General features: G+C 56.1%; 13 protein-coding genes and 1 pseudogene. 8 read left to right on the top strand and 6 right to left on the bottom strand.

Going from position 1 to position 19,330, the window contains the following annotated elements; all coding sequences use genetic code 11:
• Positions 1-27: 27 nt before the first annotated feature.
• The gene (locus tag ATI02_RS20255) at positions 28-489 is read left to right on the top strand and encodes an MEKHLA domain-containing protein (RefSeq protein WP_100847161.1); all 462 of its coding nucleotides are present in this window, start codon (positions 28-30) and stop codon (positions 487-489) included.
• 306 nt (positions 490-795) lie between these two features.
• On the opposite strand, the pseudogene ATI02_RS20245 reads toward ATI02_RS20255, so the two are convergent.
• Positions 796-1,899, bottom strand: a pseudogene (locus ATI02_RS20245) (IS630 family transposase).
• 56 nt (positions 1,900-1,955) lie between these two features.
• Between ATI02_RS20245 and ATI02_RS20240 the strand changes: the two are divergent.
• Positions 1,956-3,175, top strand: a protein-coding gene (locus ATI02_RS20240; protein WP_425273622.1) for an IS3 family transposase whose coding sequence is annotated in 2 segments (ribosomal slippage) — positions 1,956-2,301 and positions 2,301-3,175 — 1,221 coding nt in all. Because the reading frame shifts where the segments join, the coding sequence is not laid out codon by codon here.
• Here the strand turns inward: ATI02_RS20240 and ATI02_RS20235 are convergent.
• From ATI02_RS20235 to ettA, 5 genes are all read right to left on the bottom strand, one after another.
• Entirely contained in the window at positions 3,172-4,104 is a 933-nt protein-coding gene (locus ATI02_RS20235) for a VPA1269 family protein (RefSeq protein ID WP_100847159.1), read from the bottom strand. The two genes, ATI02_RS20240 and ATI02_RS20235, sit on opposite strands and share 4 nt — an antisense overlap.
• Before the next feature lie 21 nt (positions 4,105-4,125).
• Positions 4,126-5,457, bottom strand: coding sequence for an IS4 family transposase (locus ATI02_RS20230; protein ID WP_100847158.1), 1,332 nt, complete (start codon positions 5,455-5,457; stop codon positions 4,126-4,128).
• A gap of 56 nt (positions 5,458-5,513) precedes the next feature.
• Positions 5,514-6,437: a VPA1269 family protein gene (locus ATI02_RS20225; protein WP_100847157.1), complete on the bottom strand. Its 924-nt coding sequence runs from the start codon at positions 6,435-6,437 to the stop codon at positions 5,514-5,516.
• On the bottom strand, positions 6,409-7,866 hold the full coding sequence (gene gmtY / locus ATI02_RS20220; RefSeq protein WP_238156306.1) for a gamma-mobile-trio recombinase GmtY: 1,458 nt from the start codon (positions 7,864-7,866) through the stop codon (positions 6,409-6,411). The genes ATI02_RS20225 and gmtY overlap by 29 nt, the downstream gene beginning before the upstream one ends.
• A gap of 207 nt (positions 7,867-8,073) precedes the next feature.
• On the bottom strand, positions 8,074-9,738 hold the full coding sequence (gene ettA, locus ATI02_RS20215) for an energy-dependent translational throttle protein EttA (protein WP_095190358.1): 1,665 nt from the start codon (positions 9,736-9,738) through the stop codon (positions 8,074-8,076).
• A gap of 295 nt (positions 9,739-10,033) precedes the next feature.
• On the opposite strand from ettA, the gene morA reads away from it, so the two are divergent.
• The 6 genes from morA (at position 10,034) to ATI02_RS20185 (ending at position 19,251) form a co-directional block, all read left to right on the top strand.
• Entirely contained in the window at positions 10,034-13,882 is a 3,849-nt protein-coding gene (gene morA / locus ATI02_RS20210) for a cyclic di-GMP receptor MorA (protein WP_100847156.1), read from the top strand.
• A gap of 169 nt (positions 13,883-14,051) precedes the next feature.
• Positions 14,052-14,561, top strand: a complete 510-nt coding sequence (locus ATI02_RS20205) for a hypothetical protein (protein WP_095190356.1) — start codon at positions 14,052-14,054, stop codon at positions 14,559-14,561.
• Positions 14,562-14,909: 348 nt separating this feature from the next.
• A complete protein-coding gene (glyA, locus tag ATI02_RS20200; RefSeq protein ID WP_007909785.1) occupies positions 14,910-16,163 on the top strand; it encodes a serine hydroxymethyltransferase in 1,254 nt (417 codons plus the stop codon).
• 276 nt (positions 16,164-16,439) lie between these two features.
• Positions 16,440-17,753, top strand: a complete 1,314-nt coding sequence (locus tag ATI02_RS20195) for a C4-dicarboxylate transporter DctA (RefSeq protein WP_095190355.1) — start codon at positions 16,440-16,442, stop codon at positions 17,751-17,753.
• Positions 17,754-17,838: 85 nt separating this feature from the next.
• Complete coding sequence (locus tag ATI02_RS20190; protein WP_095190354.1) at positions 17,839-18,543, top strand: FadR/GntR family transcriptional regulator; 705 nt, start codon at positions 17,839-17,841, stop codon at positions 18,541-18,543.
• A 24-nt stretch (positions 18,544-18,567) separates the two neighbouring features.
• The gene (locus tag ATI02_RS20185) at positions 18,568-19,251 is read left to right on the top strand and encodes a GntR family transcriptional regulator (RefSeq protein ID WP_095190353.1); all 684 of its coding nucleotides are present in this window, start codon (positions 18,568-18,570) and stop codon (positions 19,249-19,251) included.
• Positions 19,252-19,330: the final 79 nt, after the last annotated feature.

The raw sequence follows: 19,330 nt of genomic DNA, 5'->3' as shown, positions 1-19,330 counted from the left end.
ATCGGTGACGTTCACGAGTACAGTTCTATGCCAAGTTCTCTAGCCACAGATTCCATTTTTTTCGATCTCTTGGCGGATAGCCACCTCCGACTGACCGGTCTGCCTCTATTGGGCCAGACAACGCAGAACACGGAGGCTGCTCGCTGGCTATACGAAGACGCACCTTTTTGTGTAGTCGCTCACAACACGGATGAGGATCCGCAGTTCATTTACGCGAACAAAGCCGCACAGCACTGCTTTGAATACAGCTGGGCTGAAATGACAGCTTTACGTTCACGGCTTTCCGCTGAGCACCCTAACCGGCAAGAGCGTCAACAATTGCTCGAAGCGGTACGAACCCAAGGTTTTGCAAGCGGTTATCGTGGCTTACGCATTGCCAAATCGGGAAGACGGTTCTGGATCAAGAACGTGACCGTCTGGAATTTAGTCGACCGTGATGGAATATATCGAGGGCAGGCAGCTACTTACCGCCAATGGAAAAACGTCTGATCCATGTATCAGGGCTCTCGCTTCGAGGATCGAGTCGAACAGAAATCAAGGCGCTGTTTAGCCACTCCCTCGAGCCTGTGCGGACTCTGCGCGAAAATATGCTAGCCGCCGGGCTGCCGATCTGAATTCTGTCAGTTGCAGCTAATGCTTGCCGGAAATCGTGTCGATTGCAGGCTTGTCCGGTTCGATCGCTGGTCGCTACAGTTAGGGTTTCGGGAAATGAAGCGGACGTTGCTCAACAGCAGTTACACACTACGCAGCAAGATACCCGAGATGATCGAACAAGAACTCTAGTGTCCCGAGCGCTTAATTCATTAGCTTATTTTTCATCACGCTCAGCTTTGCCATATGTACCGAGCTGATGATGGCCTCTGCCGTCTTGTTCCATTTGAACGGCTTGGCCGAGTGCTCGTTGTGAGCCGTGATGAATTGGCGGATCGCGGCTTTCAGGTCAGTAATGCTGGTGAAGACACCTCGATACAGCGCCCGTCTCTCCAACTGCGAAAACCAGCCTTCCACTGCATTGAGCCAAGACGCGCTGGTCGGTGTGAAGTGCAGCTTGAAGCGCGGATGTTTTTCCAGCTAGGCCTTGATCGCAGCGGTTTTGTGGGTCGAACTGTTGTCCAAAATCACATGGAGATCCAGCTCAGCAGGCATGTTGCTATCAATCTGTCGGAGAAAATCCAGGAACTCCTTGGCCCGGTGCCGCTGGGTGATCCGGCCCATTACTTCACCAGTCATGATGTCGAACGCGGCGTACAGACTTGCCGTGCCATGGCGCTTGTAATCATGGGTTCGCCGCTCAATCTGCCCGGGCCGAAGTTGCAACATTGGCTGAGTACGATCCAGCGCCTGGATCTGGGTTTTCTCGTCAACCGAGAGCACCATGGCGTTGTCCGGAGGGCTCAGATAGAGCCCGACCACATCAATGACCTTTTCGGCGAAGTTCGAATCATTGCTGATCTTGAATGTCTTCAGTCGGTGCGGTTTGAGATCGGACGCAACCCAGATTTGTCGAACTTGCCAGGTGCTAACACGCGCGTACTTGGCCATCAATTGAACGCTCCAATGCGTTGCTTCCTTGGGAACCCGCTGAGTTGTCAGGGTCAGGATTTCTTTGACTTTCTCAGCACCCAGCTTCAGGGGCTGACCGCTACGCGGCAGGTCGCTCAGGCCCTCGATGCCCGACTCAAGGTAGCGTTTTCGCCACTTGAACACCGTCGGTGAAGTGATCTGTAACCGAGCACAGATGGCCAGGGGCGTCACCCCTTCAGCGAGCAAAAGGAGCATCCGCGCCCGCTGGCTGAGGCTTTGCTCCAGCGTACTCATGCGCAACCAGTCTTGAAGCGTAATGACGTCGGCGGGCTGCAGTGCAAAAGGAGCAATTGGTCGAGGCTGAACGAGCCCCATGAAAGACAGGACACCGTTTCCCCCTTACGATAAGGGATAGGCAAACGGTTATGTTTATGACTAACAGCAACGATAAGAGTGGGGAGCTTTTGGGCCAGGAGCGGCGGCGCCGCTGGAGCCCAGAGCAAAAGCTGGCCATGGTTCGAGAGAGCCTTGAGCCTGGGCAAAGCGTTTCGGTGGTCGCTCGGCGCAACGGCATCAATGCCAACCAGTTATTCCTGTGGCGCAAGCTGTATCAAGACGGCAGCCTGTCGGCGGTCAGTGCTGGCGAAGCCGTGGTGCCGGCCTCCGAGCTGAGCGATGCGCTCAAGCAGATCCGTGAACTGCAACGGATGCTGGGCAAGAAAACGATGGAAGCGGAAATCCTAAAAGAAGCCGTGGAGATCGCCCGGTCGCGAAAATGGATTGCGCACTCACCCTTGTTGCCGGGGGACGACCAGTGAAGCTGGTCAGCGAATGTCTCGGTGTGGCGCGCTCGCAATTAACGGTTCGAATCAAGCAATCGGTATCGCCCAATACACGGCGAAGCAGGCCTGTGAACGACGCTGAGTTGGTGGCCGAAATCCAGCAACAGGTCAGCAAGCTGCCCAGCTATGGCTACCATCGAGTCTGGGGATTGCTGCGTCGCGCCCGTGAAACCCAGCTGCTACCTGCGATCAACGTGAAGCGAGTTTACCGGGTGATGCGTGATCACAACCTGCTGCTTGAGCGCCGGATCAAACAACCCGGCGTGCCGCGTCGGCACGAAAGCCGTATTGCGGTGCAAACCAGCGATACGCGTTGGTGCTCGGACGGCTTTGAGTTCCGTTGTGAGGACGGCGCTAAACTGAGCGTGACCTTCGCCCTGGACTGCTGTGATCGCGAAGCCATCGGCTGGATCGCGAGCCCGACCGGGTACAGCGGCGATGATATCCGCGACTTGATGCTGGAAAGTGTGGAGAAGCGCTTCGGTGATCAACTGCCTGCAACGCCGGTGCAGTGGCTCAGCGATAACGGTTCGGCCTACACCGCCGAACAGACGCGCCTGTTTGCTCGGCAGATCGGCTTGCAGCCGGTGACCACACCAGTGCGTAGCCCGCAGAGTAATGGCATGGCCGAGAGCTTCGTGAAGACGATCAAGCGTGACTACGTGGCGCACATGCCCAAGCCGGATCGAGAAACGGCGTTGCGTAACCTGGCAATTGCCTTCGAACATTACAACGAGCAGCATCCGCACAGCGCCTTGAACTACCGTTCACCGAGGGAATTCAGGCGCTTGGCAGCTGCATCAATTTAACGGGGAGTTGGTGTCCGGTTTTGTAGGGGCAAGTCCACAATCTGTGGCCCCCCGTTCCAACAGCCACCAACCGTACTCACTTCGTCGAAATTGGATGTATTTCCACCGACCAGACAAAGACCTATGTGACGACGTTCCCATCCGACGGGGTTGCGTTTTGTAAGAGCTGCTCGAAGTGATGAATCATCCTTCCATGCGGTCTTTGCGGTGATTTGACGTAGGTCGGCATCACGCAAAAACACACTAAGTGCATCACCCTGAGCTTGATCAACCTTGGCGGTTGCTACCTCCATTGCACGAGACATCATGGAAGGAGTCGGTTTGGTATAGTAAAGCGTCATTATTAGTCGAGAATGACCAGCGAGCAATTTTGATAGTACAGGCATCGGCACCTGACCATCCATCGCGTAGCATGTCAGCAGCGATACACGCAGACTATGCAATGGGAAATCCGTAGCCAGCTTATTACCAACATGGTCTTCTGGATATTCACGGACAAAGCGAAGCTTGGATCCGTCGCTGAGTGTTTGGCCCAGTGCATAAATGCGCTCTTCTAATGCATTCAACAAACGATACCAAAGACGCGAGATTTGCATTGGAGCAATGGGCTTTTGTCGATCGTTTTCTTTTGCGGCAGGATCTCGAAATAAAAAGCAGATATCGCCGATCTCGCGTTTTTGGCGCGCGGACTTAGAGTGCCCAAAATGCCTAACATCCAAATCCACGCAAGGTGTTGGTTGGATAATGGGGTTATATGCCTCCTGCCAATCACGGAGCTTTTCTAGCCAGTAGAGTACTTCTCCATGCTGCCAAGGAATTGTGTACCCATGTTCACGCTCATCTTTATTCTGATCCGCTGTTTTATTAGTACTAATATATAGCCCAGTCATAATTTCTCGGCTATCGGGGCTTCTAAGACGACAAAACACCCCCTTGCGCCATAATGCTGTTCACTTAAGCGGAGCAGCCTTACGGTCCACCGGAAACCGGGTTTTTGAAATCTTCACCGTCCTTGGCCTCGAAGGCCTTGGGCGGTGATCCAGAAACAGCCCGCCAACGCCTTTTCTAAGTTCCGCCAACCGTCTACCCGTCGCTGAAACAGGATTGGCCGCTGCCATCACGATCAACTGCACGGCGATGTACTGGCAAGCCGGCTTGAAACGGATGTCCGACGGCGCTCGACCAAACGCGACTGCTGCCTGACTTGCCTCCCGACGAATCACGTTGTAAGCCAGCAACAACCCCCACACTTCCTGGTAGATCAGATCGACCTTTTTGCTGCGCAAGGTCATTGCGTTTTGCTGCATTGAGCTTTTGATATCCCTGAAGCCCAATTCGATTTCCCAGCGCTCCTGATAAAGCTTGGCAACAGACTTGGTGCTGTAGATCCTGGCCGGCAACGACGTCATGACTGTTTTTACTTTGCCTTGAATTTCATAACTGACTTCACGCGCCTCCCAGTGTGTAGGAAGAGTCGGATTTCGCTTTCTGGCTTGCGGCGACACGTTCATACGCACCAAACGATCATGCTCGTTGTAACGGGCTACCTCCTCGCAAACCAATCCCTTTTTTGCCGGAATCAGCCAATGACGGTGACTGCCGTCGCCGCTCAGGCTGAGCATGAGATCGGCGCTCCAGAACCCTTTATCGAACAACGTCACGGAGTGGTCGGGGATCTGCTGCAAAAACTCATCGGCCAGACGCATTTCGCTGCGTCGGTAAGGGCTAAGCTGTGCATCCAGGATCAGGTGTGAACGCACATTCATCAGCGCCACCAGGCGCAGCATGGGAAAGGGAGTCTGGCGGTCGGTCGAGGTGTTTCCAGAACCGAAATGGTCTCGCAATTCAGGCGTGTCGGGCGTACGTAAAAGCGCACCATCCACCGCAAATACTTGCAGATCCTGCCAGGCATCATCGGGATAGCGCTGCGCGCCCCATTGAGTACCCGTTTTGCGAAACAACCACTCAACCGGGTCGGCCCCCAGCCGCTTGCGGGCCTCGGTCACACCGCTACGGGCCAACAGATGGTCAGAAGCCAGACCTTGGGCGCAGATGTTCAAACGTCGGGCGACCTCATGAACGGGCTCGTCGCGAAACAATGCCATGCCGAGCACCAGCCAGAGCACTTGGTCGGCAGGCAAGCGACGCCGTCGGATAGTGGCTTGGCTGGACAGATCCAGCGCAGACGCGACCCACTCGATGGGAATATTTTGAGTGAATGTGCTCAAGTCACAGAAGTTGAAAAGGTCGCCGAGGTCGAGCAAGTCCTGTTGAACAGACATAAAAAATCCGATGCCAGAGATCTGACATCGGATTTTCGAAGAAGCCCGGCGAGGATTCAAATGCTTAAGTGAACAGCATTACCCTTGCGCCAGGGGTTTACCTCACTACCTCGAATGAATTTATGCACTCTATTCAGATTCCATCCATCTCGGGAATATCTCCAAGTATCTGCCTCACCAGAATCGAGAAAACGCACTTGGTATGTCCTAAGTGGTAGATGCAACTTGATAAATATGACCATAGCTCTGACAGGAGACCATAGCTCATAAACCACAACTTCCCTTTGCCCTCTTCCTTTAACTTTTTTAATGATGGTGCGGGTACGCCAAACGCAGTATGGATCAGAGTAGTTGATAACTCGCGGATCCACTTCGAACCAATCACCTCCTTTACGTGCTGCGGAGGATGTACCGTTTGATCGCTGCGGACCATACTGCTCATGCGCCCAATGCCAATCATTGAAATTACCAGATGGATCGGGGCATATTAATGCACGTAGATCCTTGATATAGGTATATGGCAATGGGTTATGTACAGTTTCAGAAAGCCTAATTCCAGATTTACTTGCCCTACTGAAAGGATTGATAACAAGTGACTGTAAACGACCGAAACTGTCAATCTCACTAAAACTCTTCTCAATCACCCAACCAATAAAACTTACAATTGCATTTTGTCTTTCGGGAATCTTCAACGGATGCACGGTTTCTTCTAGCATTTCAGTCAGCCCGGGAAGTGCATTATTTTCATGAGCAATAAATATACTTTTTGGATTCCACCCCTCTGACACGATCGGCAAATAATGCATTACAAACCAGTTGAGTACCGTTATCCTCAAATGAGTATTCTGATGTTCCGATGCCAGCCACTCCGCCATGAGCTTGCGCCAAGTTTCCCATTTCACACCTCGCTCGGCGGTTAACCAGCTAAATGTAATATCTTTAGTTCGCCCATTATATTTTGTCCCTTTTTTTATTGGCATCGCTAACGCCTCCTTGCGTTACTCTTCGCGCTAAATGTAGAAGAATCCAGATCAGCCCCCCCATCAAACCAAATTCTTGAAAACCATTTGCAATCTGAGCATCTGTACTTTTCTTCGTAGGGGTGTTCTTCAGTAAATCTGTCGCTTTAGTTAGCGCTTCATTTACATCCATAATGCTTGGAGTGGTATAGACACCTTGGGATTCCATGGATGAATGATGTAATGCCTTCTTGATGACTATTGAGTCAACATTCGCACGTACAAGTCGGCGCCCATATGCATGTCGATGTCCATGAGGCGAAAGTCCTTCGACCTTAGCTGGATTTAATCCGATGCGAGCCAACGCCGCAGCGTAGTTCTCGTTGAACGCATTCAAAGTATAAGGCTTACCCAGGCTTCGCTTTTCGTATGAAATAAAAGCATAAGGATGTTGTCGCTCGACACTAGCAATGTAGTAAAGATGCTCATTCCATAGCGTCAAGAACAACCGACCAAAGTCATCAGGAAACCAGTACAACTGAATGTAGCCATCTCGATGATCAACATACCGTGTTTTCCAACCGACCCGACGAGTTCCCCTCAATTGATTTCGAGGCGGCAGAGCATATACCTCGCGCAAATAGGCTGATCTATTAGTTTTCCCCGAGACACTCTTCCAACCACCTAGGGCCTTACCTTCTTCGGGATGGTATATACGTATTAATGCTTTCAAGGGGTCATGCGGATCAATTTCTACATCCTGAACCCACAAGTGAATAGCTTGGCTTTCTCGAAGGCCTGCACCGTGCATCATGATGGAAATTAACTGATCCCGAACCGAACACCTCCGATCTGAAGCGCTACCAAAGCCCTTCAAATAAAATTGCTCAAAAAGGGATTCTGGAAAAGCAACCGCTTCGTCGCCCCCCCTATTTAACGCGCGCCGCCCCCTGATACTACGAGCCTTTCCCGCCGTTTCGTTTATCGTCTTATTTTTTATATGCCCTAAAAAATCGAATTGATTTCGCCGATACCAGGAAGCATAGCTTAATCGCTGATCATGACTACTTTCAGTGACCAAGGGGTTCATGTGAGTAACATGGCTATGATCAGCCAAAAAATCGGTCAACCCCTTCAAAATATTAATATGCCGGTTTGCCATCAAGGTACTAGCGGGCATCCAATATAGACCTGAAGGATCGAAACCATTGTCATCTACGGTACCGGTAAATAAGCGTGTTGCGAACGACTGAAATAACATCTCAGGCTCTGAGAAACTACTCTGGTTTACCTCCATATAAGTAATTAGAAGCTTTGCCGAACTCACAACTCGACGCAGCCAATCAGGAGAGCGATCTATTTGCTTACTCAGCAAATAATCTAGGAGAGGCAATACAACCCCCCTGCTCCGATAATAAAATGGGCATCTCGCTGCGAAACCCTGATTCATCGACGATAACCTTGGCATAACCATCGACAACTGGCATCACACACCCCGTTTTCCTTCAATTGATACTTAAGGTATATCTAAGGATGTCAGGTAGCGCAAAAAACAGGCGAAAAAAAGCCCTCTTTGCGAGGGCTTTCAATGTGTTTTAGTACATTTTTATCGATGCAAAGAACCGAAGGCTCCGCTTTTCATGCAACCAACCCGATATCAGGCCAATTTCTTGTGACGTACCCGGTGTGGCTGGGCCGCTGCTTCGCCGAGACGCTTTTTGCGGTCGGCTTCGTACTCGGTGTAGTTACCTTCGAAGAAGATCGCTTGCGAATCGTCTTCGTACGCCAGGATGTGCGTCGCGACGCGGTCAAGGAACCACCGATCGTGAGAGATCACAATGGCGGCGCCCGGGAAGTCCAGCAGGGCTTCTTCGAGCGAACGCAGGGTTTCAACGTCGAGGTCGTTGGACGGTTCGTCGAGCAGCAGGACGTTGCCGCCCTCCTTCAGGGTCAGCGCCAGGTGCAGACGGCCGCGCTCACCACCGGACAGGTCCTTGACGAACTTCTGCTGATCGCCGCCCTTGAAGTTGAAGCGACCGACGTAGGTACGCGACGGGATCTCGTAGTTGCCGATGCGGATCTGGTCGGAGCCGTCGGAAATCTGCTGGAACACCGTCTTGCTGCCGTCGAGGTCTTCGCGGCTCTGATCGACGCAGGCCAGTTGCACGGTTTCGCCGACTTCGATGCTGCCTGAATCCGGGGTTTCCTTACCCATCAGCATGCGGAACAGGGTCGACTTACCGGCACCGTTACCACCGATCACGCCAACAATGGCGCCTTTAGGCATCGAGAACGACAGGTTGTCGATCAGCACGCGATCGCCGTAGCCCTTGGTGACGTTCTTGAATTCGATGACCTTGTCACCCAGGCGCGGACCGGCCGGGATGTAGATCTCGTTGGTTTCCGAACGCTTCTGGAATTCCTGCGATTGCATTTCTTCGAAGCGTTGCAGACGCGCCTTGGATTTCGACTGGCGGGCCTTGGCGCCTTTGCGCACCCACTCCAGTTCTTCTTTCATGGCTTTTTCGTGGGCCGACTGCTGCTTGGATTCGGCCGCCAGACGATCGGACTTGGCTTCAAGCCAACCCGAGTAGTTGCCTTCGTACGGAATGCCTGCGCCGCGGTCGAGTTCCAGAATCCAGCCAGCGACGTTGTCCAGGAAGTAACGGTCGTGCGTAATCGCAACCACGGTGCCCGGGAAGTCGTGCAGGAAGTGCTCCAGCCACGCAACGGAATCGGCGTCCAAGTGGTTGGTCGGTTCGTCGAGCAGCAGCATGTCCGGCGCGGACAGCAGCAGACGGCACAGGGCTACACGACGTTTTTCACCACCAGACAGGTGTTCGACCTTGGCATCCCACGCTGGCAGACGCAGCGCATCGGCGGCGACTTCCAGTTGGCGTTCAAGGTTGTGACCGTCGCTGGCCTGCAAGATCGCTTCGAGCTTGGCCTGTTCGGCAGCCAGCTTGTCGAAGTCGGCATCCGGGTCGGCGTAGGCCGCGTAGACCTCGTCCAGACGTGCTTGCGCATCCTTGATCACGCTGACCGCTTCCTCGACCACTTCACGCACGGTCTTGGTCGGATCAAGTTGCGGCTCTTGCGGCAGATAACCGATGTTCAGGTCCGGCATCGGACGGGCTTCGCCTTCGAACTCGGTGTCGACGCCGGCCATGATTTTCAGCAGCGTGGACTTACCCGAACCGTTGAGGCCTAGTACGCCGATCTTGGCGCCAGGGAAGAACGACAGCGAAATGTTTTTCAGGATTTCCCGCTTCGGCGGAACAACTTTGCCCAGCCGATGCATGGTGAAGACGTATTGAGCCATGGAGAACCTTGGGTCAGTGACAGATGAATGATTGCAGCGCAGGCGATGCCCGGCCAGACCGATGCGCGTCGTTCACTAGACCACTTGATGGCGATCAATGCGTGCGCGCTGAAAAAAGTCTGATTCTAGGAGCTGGAACGCTCCCGCGTAACCGGCAAAGCTACCTTAATGACGGAAGGCAGTCCAGCCGCGAGGGGCTGGCACTTCGCCACAACTCAAGGCATGCTAGCCGCCCTTCGGGCGTCCGGCTTATAGTGCACGTCGCGCCAGTCCAGCCAGATCGCAGGATTACAGCTTGTCCAATGTCACTCCGCCAGCCTCTGTGAGCAGCACCCAACCGGCGCCCGGCTCGCCCCTGCGCGGGACATTAAAGGGTGCGCTGGCGACACTCGTGCTTTTGCTGCTGGCTTTGCTGTTCTGGCAACTGCTCGATCAGCTGCGCGAAACCCAGAAAAACCAGCGCCAGTACACCATCGATTACACCGCCGACCTCGCCTCGCAGGTCAGCCTGAACATGGCGCTGAACGCGCAAATCGCGCTCAACTTGCTACCGATCGTCGAACAACCGCAAACAGCCGACGAACAGCAGCAACTGCTGCGCAAACTCCAGAAATCGCTGCCGGATCTGCGCAGCCTGGCGTTGCTCAGTCCTTCCGGCAGAATCCTCAGCGACAGCAGCACCGACAGCTCCGACGCCAGCTACCTCACCGAACTGGTACGCCGCAGTCACGCCCAGGCGCACTACTTCAGCAACGCCGACGACGGCTCGACCGTGCACCTGTTACTGCATCAGGCCAGTGGCAGCACCCGCGGCTATTGGGCTTTGCGCCTGACGCCGACGTTCTTCGACTCGCTGACCAAACAGAGTGAAACCGGCCTGCGTCCGCTGTGGCTGGTGGAAAACCGTATCAATCATCAGATCATCAGCCGCGAAGAATCGCTGTCATCAGCCAAGCCCGGTGTGCTGAGCCCGGACGATCTGGCCAACACCGTGCTCACCGTGCCGCTGAGCAGTAGTGACTGGCAATTGCGCGGTCTGTTCGACCGCCAGCGCGTGCTCGAAGAATTGCTGCCCGCGTTCATCGGCAAATGCCTGCTGGGCCTGGCCTTTTCCATGCTGCCGGTGATCGCGCTGCTGAACATGCGCCGCCGTCAGCGCCAGTTGCATGAAGGTCGCCGACGTTATCAGGACATTTTCGAAGGCACCGGTGTGGCCCTCTGCGTGCTGGATCTGTCCGGGCTCAAGCAGTTTTTCGACAAGGCGCAGATCCAGACCAGCGATCAGCTCAAGGCCTGGCTCGATCCACCGCAACAGCGCCTGCAGTTGTTGCAAGAGTTGCGCGTCACCGAGGTCAACCAGGTCGCGCTGCAACTGCTCAACGTCAATTCCTGCGAACAGGCCTGGCAACTGTTGATCGACGGCCATCCGCAACGTCACTGCGCGATTGGCAATCAAGTGCTCGACGCCGTGCTCCAGCAGCAAAAACAGCTGGAACTGGAAATCAAACTGCCGGACATCAACGGTCGCGATCAACACCTGTGGATGGTGCTGCGCCTGCCGACCGAGCAGCACGACTATAAAGCGGTGATCCTCAGCATCAACGACATCACCAGCCGCAAGCTGGTCGAGCTGTCGCTGTTGGAACGTGAAGGCTTCTGGTCTGACGTGGTGCGCACCGTGCCGGATCACCTCTACGTGCAGGATGTGATCAGCCAGCGGATGATTTTCAGCAACCACCACCTCGGCCAGACGCTCGGCTACAACCGCTCCGAGCTGCATCAGATGGGTGAGTATTTCTGGGAAATCCTCCTTCACCCGGAAGACGCCGATTACTACCATCGTTCGCGGCAGCAGCAGCGCCACGCCGGTTACAGCCAACTACTGCAATGCCAGTTACGCTTCCGTCATCGCGACGGCGAGTGGCGGCGCTTCGATATTCGCGAACAGGCACTGGCCCGGGACAAACACGATCAGGTCACGCGGATCATCGGCGTGGCCAAGGACATCACCGAACAGATCGAAGCCAGCGAATCGCTGCGCGACAGCGAACAGCGCTACCGGATGCTCGCCGAAAGCATCAGCGACGTGATTTTCTCCACCGACAGCAAACTCTCGCTGAACTATGTCAGCCCGTCGGTGCAGGCAGTGCTGGGCTACGACGCCGAGTGGATTTTCCAGAACGGCTGGCAATCGACCATCGCCAACCCGCAGCAACTGAGCGGCATCTACGGCTTGATGGTTCGGGTCAGCAAGGCGCTCGACAAACCCGAGCAACTGGCGCTGTTGCGCAGCCAGGTGCAGACGCAGATGTTCCTGTTCGACTGCCTGCGCGCCGATGGCCGTAAAATTCCGATCGAACTGCGTCTGGTGCTGGTATGGGATGAGCACGGTGCGTTCGAAGGTGTACTGGGTGTCGGTCGCGACATCAGCCAGCAGCGCCGCGCCGAGAAAGACCTGCGCATGGCCGCCACCGTATTCGAACACTCGACCTCGGCGATCCTGATCACCGACCCGGCCGGCTACATCGTTCAGGCCAACGAAGCGTTCAGTCGGGTCAGCGGTTACGCGGTGGCGGAAGTGCTCGACCAGTTGCCGAACATGCTCACCGTCGACGAACAACAGGATGCACACCTGCGATACGTGCTCAAGCAACTGCATCAGCACAGCACGTGGGAAGGCGAAGTCTGGCTCAAACGCCGAAATGGCGAGCATTATCCGGCGTGGGTCGGCATCACTGCGGTGCTTGACGATGAAGGCGATCTGGCCAGTTATGTGTGCTTCTTCAGCGACATCAGCGAGCGCAAAGCCAGCGAACAGCGCATTCACCGCCTCGCCTACTACGACGCCCTGACCCACCTGCCCAACCGCACGCTGTTTCAGGATCGTCTGCACACCGCGCTGCAATCGGCCGAACGACAAAAGTCGTGGGTGGTGCTGATGTTCCTCGACCTCGACCGCTTCAAGCCGATCAATGATTCCCTGGGCCACGCCGCCGGCGACCGCATGCTCAAAGACATGGCTACGCGCCTGCTGGCCTGCGTCGACGATGACGACACTGTGGCGCGCATGGGTGGCGACGAATTCACCTTGCTGCTGCAACATCGCTCCAGCCGCGAAATGGCGCTGAACCGGGCTATCCATGTCGCCGAGCAAATCCTCGGCAGTCTGGTGCGACCGTTCGTGCTCGAGGGTCGCGAGTTCTTCGTTACCGCCAGTATTGGTATCGCGCTGAGCCCGCAGGATGGCAACGAACTCAGCCAGTTGATGAAGAACGCCGACACCGCGATGTACCACGCCAAGGAGCGCGGCAAGAACAACTTCCAGTTCTATCAGGCCGACATGAACGCCAGTGCGCTGGAGCGTCTGGAGCTGGAAAGCGATTTGCGCCATGCCCTGGAGCAGAACGAATTCGTCCTGTATTACCAGCCGCAGTTCAGCGGCGACGGCAAACGCCTGACCGGCGCCGAAGCATTGCTGCGCTGGCGCCATCCACGTCGCGGGCTGGTGCCGCCGGGGGATTTCATTCCGGTACTGGAAGAGCTTGGACTGGTGGTGGACGTCGGCGACTGGGTGATCAGCGAGGCTTGCCGCCAACTCAAGACCTGGCACCAGAACCGCGTGCGCGTGCCGAAGGTGTCGGTGAATATCTCGGCGCGGCAGTTCTCCGATGGCCAGCTCGGCACGCGAATCGCCACGATCCTGCGCGAAACCGGCCTGCCGCCGGCGTGCCTGGAACTGGAACTGACCGAAAGTATCCTGATGCGCGAAGTCAGCGAGGCGATGCAGATACTCGCCGGGTTGAAAAACCTCGGGCTGAGCATCGCGGTCGACGACTTCGGCACCGGTTATTCGTCGCTGAACTACCTCAAGCAGTTCCCGATCGACGTGCTGAAGATCGACCGCACGTTTGTTGACGGTTTGCCATCCGGCGAGCAGGACGCGCAGATCGCCCGAGCAATTATCGCCATGGCCCACAGCCTCAATCTGGCGGTAATCGCAGAGGGCGTGGAAACCCATGAACAACTGGACTTCCTGCGCGAGCATGGTTGCGATGAAGTGCAGGGGTATCTGTTCGGGCGACCGATGCCGGCGAATCGGTTTGAGGCGCAGTTCAGTAATGATGCACTGTTCATGTTTGATTAAAACAAACCCTGACGTCACGCCCATTCAGCGCAAACATTAACCAGCACTTTTACTTACCCTGCTCAACAAAGCGAAACATATAACTTCAACTTACCCGCACGCTCCCATGTTAAGTTTTGTTCACTGCACAACACGTCGCAGTTAATTAAAACCAGACAAGGACACTGTAATGAGCACGGACCGCCAAAAATCTTTTATCGGCACACTGAGTTGCGACGGGCGCCCGGTTTCTATCGAAAGAGGCCACAGCCGCGAACGCGGATTTTATAATCTGTTGGTTGCGAAACCCGCAGGGACTGCGACCAGGTTCTACTTCCGCTGGGAGCACAACGCCTACGTCTTGTACGTTCGCGACGAATCCCACCTGGGCGAGCTGGTCAACTTGAACAGCCACGGCGAGCTGGCTGTAAGCCCGAAAGATCAAGCAGGTCAAATCAGTTTCGATCTTGACGGCAAGACACTCGATGACATGCAAAATGATCGAATCAACCTTCATATAACCGCTAAACCCCAAGGTTTAATTACCCTTGAAGGCACCTCCAACAGCCCGTCACTTTCCAGGCCTGCGAAACCTGAAAGACTTTATTTCCGTTCGGAAGCACACCAGGAGTTTGCTTACTTCACATTGAACATACTTGAACGAAACGCGCCTTATGTCAGCCACCCCGACGAAGTTTGATTAAACGGCTACCCAGACCACTCCTCGCATCACGGCGAAAGCCAGTTCACTGACATGCATCAAGCAACCCTTGTTCAGCAATCGACAACCGGCTGACTGCCGTCTACTGTCTGCGCAGTTGAAAAAATGCCAATGATGTACAGCTGGGTTTTTGCCGGGTTCCTGCGCACTGGCTCGCCGCTCCTGCAGTTGCATGGGGGCTGCGAGCCACTGCCTGCGGATGCCAGCGCCCGGCGCAATTGCAGCATGAGTGCCACTTGTCTGCGACATGATGTCGTTTCATATGCCATCCAAAACCCATTGGGTTAGAATGCCCCCCTTTTCTGCCCCCGATCCTTGAGGACCGCCATGTTCAGCCGTGATTTGACTATTGCCAAGTACGACGCCGATCTTTTTGCCGCCATGGAGCAAGAAGCTCAGCGCCAGGAAGAACACATTGAGCTGATCGCTTCGGAAAACTACACCAGCCCAGCGGTGATGGAAGCTCAAGGCTCGGTCCTGACCAACAAATACGCTGAAGGCTACCCAGGCAAGCGTTACTACGGTGGTTGCGAGTACGTCGACATCGTTGAGCAACTGGCCATCGACCGCGCCAAAGAGCTGTTCGGCGCCGATTACGCCAACGTTCAACCGCACGCCGGTTCGCAAGCCAACGCCGCTGTTTACCTGGCCCTGCTGCAAGGTGGCGACACCATCCTGGGCATGAGCCTGGCTCACGGCGGTCACCTGACCCACGGCGCCAGCGTTTCCTCCTCCGGCAAGCTGTACAACGCCGTGCAGTACGGCATCGACGCCAACGGCCTGATCGACTACGACGAAGTCGAGCGCCTGGCTGTAGAACACAAGCCGAAAATGATCGTGGCCGGTTTCTCTGCCTACTCGCAGATTCTGGACTTCCCACGCTTCCGCGCCATCGCTGACAAAGTCGGCGCTTACCTGTTCGTCGACATGGCTCACGTGGCCGGTCTGGTCGCCGCTGGCGTCTACCCGAACCCGGTACCTTTCGCTGACGTCGTGACCACCACCACGCACAAGACCCTGCGCGGTCCACGTGGCGGCCTGATCCTGGCGCGCGCCAACGCCGACATCGAGAAGAAACTGAACTCCGCGGTATTCCCGGGCGCCCAGGGTGGCCCGCTGGAGCACGTGATCGCCGCTAAAGCGATCTGCTTCAAGGAAGCGCTGCAGCCTGAATTCAAGGCTTACCAGGAACAAGTGGTGCTGAACGCCCAGGCCATGGCCGAAGTGTTCATCGAGCGCGGTTTCGACGTGGTGTCCGGCGGTACCAAGAACCACCTGTTCCTGCTGTCGCTGATCAAGCAGGACATCTCCGGTAAAGACGCCGACGCTGCTCTGGGCAAAGCGTTCATCACCGTCAACAAAAACTCCGTACCAAACGATCCGCGCTCGCCGTTCGTCACTTCCGGCCTGCGCTTCGGTACTCCGGCTGTGACCACTCGCGGCTTCAAACAAGCCGAGTGCAAAGAGCTGGCCGGCTGGATCTGCGACATCCTGGCTGACCTGAACAACGAAGCGGTGATCGACGCCGTTCGTGAGAAAGTCAAAGCCATCTGCAAGAAACTGCCGGTATACGGCGCTTAATCGCGACGTTAAACCCGCAGCATGAAAAACCGGCCAAGTGATTGGCCGGTTTTTTTTCGCCCGCATTTTTTCAAACGCCTGAACCGCTCAAGAATGGGACTTACCGCTCAACTGGTCAGACCGGTCATGCCAATTCGTTATTTTTCACTTGCGATCCGTAAAAAACAGCGCCTAGACTGCACCCGCACTGGACATACCGGTAAGACCACAATAATTAAGTCCTGAATCTGATGCGCCACGCGCACGGCAGTCAGGACACCGACCAGGATTCCTCCCATGCTCAGATGGTGCTCGCGTTCAATCTTCCTCCAAGTGGTTCTCGGACTGGTGCTCGGCATCGTCTGCGGGCTGACCCTTCCTGAATACTCGGCCCAGCTCAAACCGCTTGGCGACGGCTTCATCAAACTGATCAAGATGCTCATCGGCCTGATCGTGTTCTGCGTGGTGGTCAGTGGAATCAGTGGCGCGGGCGACCTGAAGAAGGTCGGGCGTATCGGCCTCAAATCCGTTATCTACTTTGAAGTGCTGACCACTATCGCCCTGGTGATCGGCCTGGTATTCGCCTTCAGTACCGGCATCGGTAGTGGCGCGAATATCCATCTGGAGCAACTGTCCGCCGCCGACATGGGCGACCTCGCCGAACGCAGCCAGCACATGCACACCACCACGCAGTTCCTGATGGATCTGATCCCGACGTCGGTGATCGGCGCATTTGCCGACAACAACATTCTGCAAGTGCTGCTGTTCTCGGTGCTGTTCGGCAGCGCGTTGAATCTGGTCGGTGAAGCCGCCTCCGGGATCTCGCGACTGATCAACGAACTGAGCCATGTGATCTTCCGGATCATGGGCATGATCGTGCGCCTGGCGCCAATCGGCGTGTTCGGTGCGATCGCCTTCACCACCAGCAAATATGGCCTCGACTCCCTGCAACATCTGGGCAGTCTGGTTGGCCTGTTCTACCTGACCTGCATCGCCTTCGTCAGCGTGATCCTCGGTGTGGTGATGCGTGCCTCCGGCCTGCGCATGTGGCCGCTGCTCAAATACCTGCGTGAAGAACTGCTGATCGTGATGGGCACCGCGTCCTCTGACGCCGTGCTGCCACAGATCATGCGCAAACTTGAACATCTGGGAATTGGCAGCTCGACGGTCGGGCTGGTGATTCCGACCGGCTATTCGTTCAACCTCGACGGTTTCTCGATCTACCTGACCCTCGCCATCGTCTTCATCGCCAACGCCACCGGCACGCCTTTGGCCATGACTGATTTGCTGACGATCCTGCTGGTGTCGCTGATCACCTCCAAAGGCGCCCACGGCATTCCCGGTTCGGCATTGGTGATTCTGGCGGCAACGCTGACGGCGATCCCGGCCATTCCGGTGGTCGGCCTGGTGTTGGTGCTGGCGGTGGACTGGTTCATGGGCATCGGCCGCGCGCTGACCAACCTGATCGGCAACTGCGTCGCCACCGTGGCGATCGCCCGTTGGGAAAAGGACATCGACGTACAAAGAGCCAACAAAGTACTCAGCGGTCAGCAGGGCTACACCTTTCAACCGCGTAAACCAGCAACTCCGGCGCACCAGCAGGAGTTCTGATTTAACCCTGTCGGAGCTGCCGCAGGCTGCGATCTTTTGATCTTGAGTTTGCGGCGCTCTCCCACAGGCAAATGGAGCAAGACCTTTGATAACCACATCTACCGTCGTCAACTCAGTCGTAGAAAAACTCCGGGCCGCTTTGGCCCGTGGTCAGTGGCGCTCCGGCGACATGCTGCCGGGTCAGCGCGAACTGGCCGAACAACTGGGCATCAGTCGCCCGAGCCTGCGCGAAGCGGTGATCGTTTTGGAAACCCTCGGCCTCGTGCGCTCGATGCCTGGCAAAGGCGTAGTGGTGCTCGACGCACAGCTCAGCGATAGCCAAAGCCACGACAGCGCAGTGGCCGGCGCCAGCCTCGAAGACGTGCTGCAACTGCGCTACACCCTTGAGCCGTTCATCGTCGGCCTGGTTGCCCAGTCGATCAGCAGCAAGGAAGTCGGACAATTGCGCCTGACCTTGATGGACATGCGCGAAGCCCTTGAGGCTGGCGACAGCGAAGCCGGGGTCAGCGCCTACATCGCCTTCCACGAAGAGCTGTTCACCCTGACCTCGAACCCGATTTTCCAAAGCGTGGTGCAACAGACCAGCAATGCCCTCAAGCAAAGCGCCGACGTGCTGCGCAATTCCCCTGAGCATCTGGCCGAACGGCTGGAGGAAAACGAAGCCGTGGTCCGTGCGATCCGCAGCAAGAACAGCGCCCAGGCCAGCGCCGAAATGCGCCGGCACATTTTGCGCGAAGGTCAGCGAATGGGGATCGAGCTGAACATTCCGGATGACAACTTGAGCAACTGAACCCCTTCACACAGGAGACCGGTCATGAACAGTCTTGCCACGCCATCGCACGCTCGGGCGAGCGCAGCGCCCCTGCCCTTCTCCCGCCAGCGCGAGCCAGAGGATGATCTGTATCCACGGCTGCTCGATGCGATTCTGGAGCAGCGCATCGACCCGGCCAGCCGCTTTACCGAGGACAGCCTCAAGCAGATGTTTGCTGTCAGCCGCGCGGATGTTCGGCGAGTGCTGACGCAGCTGTCCCATGAGCACATCGTCGTGCTGCGCGCCAATCATCGGCCACGGATTGCGGCGCCGGATGCGGAGCAGACGCGGCAGACCTTGCATGCACGGCGACTGACCGAAAACACACTGGTGCGCCTGGCTTGTCAGCGACCACAGGCTGATGGTGTGAAACGCCTGCGCGCCTTGATCGAGCGCGAGCGTCAGGCGGTGGAGCAGGATCGGCGCGGTGCGGCCATTCGACTGTCGGGGGAGTTTCATCTGCAGTTGGCGCAAATGGCGGGGAATGCACCGTTGGCGCATTTTCTTGGCAGTCTGGTGCCACTGACGTCATTGGCGATTGCGCGCTGTGACGGATCGACGCGCAGTTGTTGCGCGTGGCAGGAGCATCTGGCGTTGGTTGAGGCGGTGGAGTGTGGGGATGCTTCCAAAGCCGGGATGCTGATGAACCGGCATCTGGATCATCTTGAGCAGACCCTACTCGGTTAAGACCTTGAGCATTGTGCTGTCGGTTAGATCGCCTTCGCGAGCAAGCCCGCTCCCACAATAGACCGCATTCTGTCAGGAA

The organism is Pseudomonas baetica (genome assembly GCF_002813455.1).
GTDB lineage: Bacteria > Pseudomonadota > Gammaproteobacteria > Pseudomonadales > Pseudomonadaceae > Aquipseudomonas > Aquipseudomonas baetica.
The sequence above is the reverse complement of the archived record's forward strand: the minus strand, read 5'-3'. Positions and strand labels throughout refer to the sequence as shown.